Annotated in this window: 5 protein-coding genes; all 5 read left to right on the plus strand. The window is 47.4% G+C overall.

All coding sequences use genetic code 11. From position 1 onward, the window contains the following. Positions 1-118 precede the first annotated feature (118 nt). The 5 genes from VB081_RS04410 (at position 119) to VB081_RS04430 (ending at position 3,809) form a co-directional block, all read left to right on the plus strand. Positions 119-448, plus strand: a complete 330-nt coding sequence (locus VB081_RS04410; protein ID WP_323399634.1) for a hypothetical protein — start codon at positions 119-121, stop codon at positions 446-448. Between the two features lie 199 nt (positions 449-647). Further along, positions 648-1,706, plus strand: coding sequence for a rolling circle replication-associated protein (locus VB081_RS04415; RefSeq protein ID WP_323399635.1), 1,059 nt, complete (start codon positions 648-650; stop codon positions 1,704-1,706). A 27-nt stretch (positions 1,707-1,733) separates the two neighbouring features. Next, the gene (locus tag VB081_RS04420; RefSeq protein ID WP_323399636.1) at positions 1,734-3,092 is read left to right on the plus strand and encodes a ParB/RepB/Spo0J family partition protein; all 1,359 of its coding nucleotides are present in this window, start codon (positions 1,734-1,736) and stop codon (positions 3,090-3,092) included. Beyond that, positions 3,085-3,486: a DUF4406 domain-containing protein gene (locus VB081_RS04425; protein WP_323399637.1), complete on the plus strand. Its 402-nt coding sequence runs from the start codon at positions 3,085-3,087 to the stop codon at positions 3,484-3,486. The genes VB081_RS04420 and VB081_RS04425 overlap by 8 nt, the downstream gene beginning before the upstream one ends. Further along, positions 3,483-3,809: a hypothetical protein gene (locus tag VB081_RS04430; RefSeq protein ID WP_323399638.1), complete on the plus strand. Its 327-nt coding sequence runs from the start codon at positions 3,483-3,485 to the stop codon at positions 3,807-3,809. Before VB081_RS04425 ends, VB081_RS04430 begins: the two co-directional genes overlap by 4 nt. The last annotated feature ends 45 nt before the right edge of the window (positions 3,810-3,854 follow it).

Below are 3,854 nucleotides of genomic sequence, written 5' to 3' on the forward strand. Positions count from 1 at the left end.
CTGCTTGAGCATCTGGCCAGGCAGGAGAGCCTGACCCAGCGGATGAGCCGGGTAAGACAACCGGTGGTGGGAACGGTGCTGGAGTGTATTAAGGCTTAAAGCCTGGGAGGAGGAAACAATGGGAAGCAAAATGAACGAAAGTCAGGAAAAAATGCTGAAGCGGATTTGCGATTTGGCCAAGGAGTTTTTCGAGCTATACAACGGGGAGCTGGTCACCGAAAGCGGCCTGCCGATTCGGTCGTTTTTTATTAATTATCCAACGATGGATGCCGTTAAGCCGACGGTTAGCGTTACTAGAGGCCTTCCGAAATTGGCGGAAATGGTTGAGATCGAGCCGACGGATGGCCAGAAAAGATGGACGACCGACGACCCGAGCATTGAAATAGTTTATGATGGTGTGGCGTTCCGCCAAAGTGCGACACGGGTGGGTGAGTACAAATACGACTAGAAGACAAAAATAAAAAGAGCCCGCCGGAATGTGGCCTGGAAGCCCCGGCGGGTTTTGCACAGCATGGTTAAATGCTTAATGCCATTATAGCAGACGCCGATGTGCCGTGCAAGGGAAAGGGCTTAAAATCAGGCTTTAAGCCCTCGATTAGAGTATTAACTTAAGGGACACGACAGAGAACAAAGCACAGGAGAGGGCGATGCTAACCGAGAAAATCACCACAGCAGGAAAGACCAAGGAGGTCGTCCGGTCGAGCCGAAAGCGGCGGATCAAAGAAGAGCACCGAGCACCCCGGGGGAAGAAGACAACGGAACAGCAGGTGGCCATCAACAGGAACGGCCAGTTATCCCGGGCGACTAACATTGTGAATGCGAATTTTGATGAGAACTGCGCAAGCAATGGGGCGACCTACCGGAAGGGAGAGGAACCGAAGGACAGGAAAGCGGCGTTGAGGGACCGGGGGAATTGGATTAAGCGCCTGGGACGGTACTGTGAAAAAGAGGGGATAGAGTTTAAATACTTCATCGTCACCGAACAGGGGAAAAACGGGCGATGGCATCATCATATCATCATGCCAAAGATTCCAGTGTCGGACTTCGGGCGAATCTGGGGGAAGGGGGATGTTTACTCCAGGGATCTGGACGACAGTGGAGATTACAAAAAGCTGGCGGAGTATCTTATCAAAAAAACGGATTGGGAATTTGACCATTATGAAGAGCTCAAAGGCAAACAACGGTACAGCATATCCAAAAACCTGAAGAAACCGGAGGTAGAAATCCGACATCTGAGGGGGAAGCGATTTGGGACGGAAGTCCGGCCGCACAAAGGGTACCGCATCTTGCCTGAGAGTGTGTATGTAAGCCGAAATCCATGGAGCGGCGCGGATTATATCTACTACAGAATGGTTAAGCTAACAGAAGCAGAGGAAAAAAATATGAACAAGGGAACATGGAGCAATGCAGAAATTAAAAAATTAGAGGAAATGGCAAAGAAAGGTATGACGGCCAGGAAGATGGCCTGGGCGTTATGCCGCAGTGAGACATCGGTGCGCGACCGACTCAGGAAAATGGGATTAAAAGCTGGCAAGCCACAGGTAATTTATGGCGTTTATGAAAGAGAAAAGGAAACGCCGCTGATCATTGGGACGACTGAGGAGTGCTGTGATTATCTGGACCTTAAGAAGTCGTCCTTCCAGTCGATGGCCAGCCGGGGCGGTACGAGCCGAGTCGAAATAGTCGCACTTGGAAAAGATATTTGAAAATCAGGCGAAAGCCAGGAGGAAATCATGGGAACGAATCTGAAACCACAATTAATATTGAAAATCGAGCAACTAGAACCACATCCAGGGAATCCGAGGAAAGACCTAGGGGATTTGACGGAGCTGACAGAGAGTATCCGGGAAAATGGGGTGCTCCAAAATTTGACGGTAGTCCCGCTGGATCAGGAATGGGAGAAATACCGAATCATTATAGGGCATCGTCGATTTGCCGCGGCCAAGGCGGCAGGATTGACGGAATTGTACTGCACCGTGGCCGAAGGAATGGACGAAAAAGAACAGATGGCCACCATGTTGGCCGAGAACATCCAAAGAAATGACTTGACTGTGACCGAGGAGGCCCAGGCAATCGTCCAAATGGAAATGGACTACGGCCTGAGCGTAGAGAAGATATCCGCCATGACGGGGATATCTGAGACAAAGGTAAGACAGCGCAGAAAAATAGCAAAGATAGAGGATGCCAAGGCGGTAGATCAGGCTAGACAGAGCGGCGTGACATTGATGGACCTGGCCAGAATCGGGGGACTAAGAAAGAGCACCCAGGAATACGTAATGCAACATGCTGGAAGTATCAATTTTGATTATTTTTTAAGGCAGATGGAAGAAAAAGATAATGCAGATAAACAGCCTGAAGAAGCTGTTAAAAAACATGAATCCGAATTAATCAAAATTGACAAGCAAGGAGATGAATACACATACGAGGACATATTAAGGGGCGGGGAAGACATAGAGGAAAAGCTCACAGTGGCAATTGAACGTATTGACGGAGAGGCTTATTATACAATCGATGATGGTGGAAAAAATTGGCCAAACGGGATAAAGCTGTACAGCAAAAGAGATAAGCAGGCAGAGGAAAAGGAAGAGGCGAAAGCGGCGGAAAAGAAAAAGCACGAGGACATGGAGCGAAAAGAGTGCATAGGAAAGTTGCAGGCGGCCTGGAATCTGGGGAAGGCGGGCCGTGAAGCCCATATTAAAAAAATGAGCGAACGGGATGCCAGGGTGTGCTGGCATGCCGCGTTAAAGAGCATCGTGGGGGATGCAGCCGAAGAGGATAACTGGTTCAACGGGCAAACGGGATGGATATGGGGAGTGATAGACGGAGTAGAGAAAAAGGACCGGAACAAATGGATTATTAATAACCCGGAGAAGGCTTTGATTATAATGGCGTATATGAAGGTGGAAACGGGATGTTATATGCCATGTAATGAAAATGGAAAGGTAGAGGATTTTAGGCTGAAAGACACGGCCCGGTTAATGGATTTTATGGAGGATATGGATTATGAGCCGTCTGCCATGGAGGCCGCTCTGGCCGACGGAACAAGTGATCTATATCTAAAACCTGTAGAGGAGGGAACAGAGAATGCCTAAATTAATCAAAAGCAATGAAGTATGTTATCTAGCTCATCCACTGGCAGCGTATACCGATGATTTTGGACGTGAGTACAAAAGAATCGATAATCGAATATGCGAGGCTCTTTATGCTATACACATTAAGGGGGAGTACGGATGCATATTAAGAAGACCGCTCAAGGAGATCTCTGTGGACCTGGATGAGGAAACGGCAATGGCAAAGTGCCTGGAAATGTTGGCGCAATGCGGCACATTGATTTTGTGTGGAAATTGGGAAAAATCCAAAGGATGCAGATTAGAGGAACAGAAGGCATCCCATTTGGGAATTAAAATCATACAGATAAATGATAGGCTACAGATAAAACTACTTAAAACAGCAAACAAAAAAGCAAAACTAGGGGAAGCAGGATGAATAAAACAAAAGAGACGGAACATCGCTTCACGGAAATGTACCCCGATCCAACAGCAGGCCGAGCCATCGAAAACATTGAAAATGAAGCGAAACGAAAAAGGTTGTCTGTGCTGGAACTTGAATTTTTAGGATATACAGAAAGAAAGCTGAAGGGGTTAATAGAGAGCATACGGATGGAGCATGGGCAATCAATTGTGACCAGGACCATCAAAGTCACAATTAAAGACAAATATAGCCTGAAACAATTTGAAATCTGCACGCCGAAGAAACGAATGGATTTTGAAATGAAATACCAGGAAATCAAAAGAAGGGTTGGGATTTGATGATGACACCAGAAGCGGCCATGCAGTGTATTGGCCAAGAAAAAC

Origin of the sequence: Christensenella sp. (assembly GCF_034927525.1) — a bacterium.
GTDB lineage: Bacteria > Bacillota > Clostridia > Christensenellales > Christensenellaceae > Christensenella.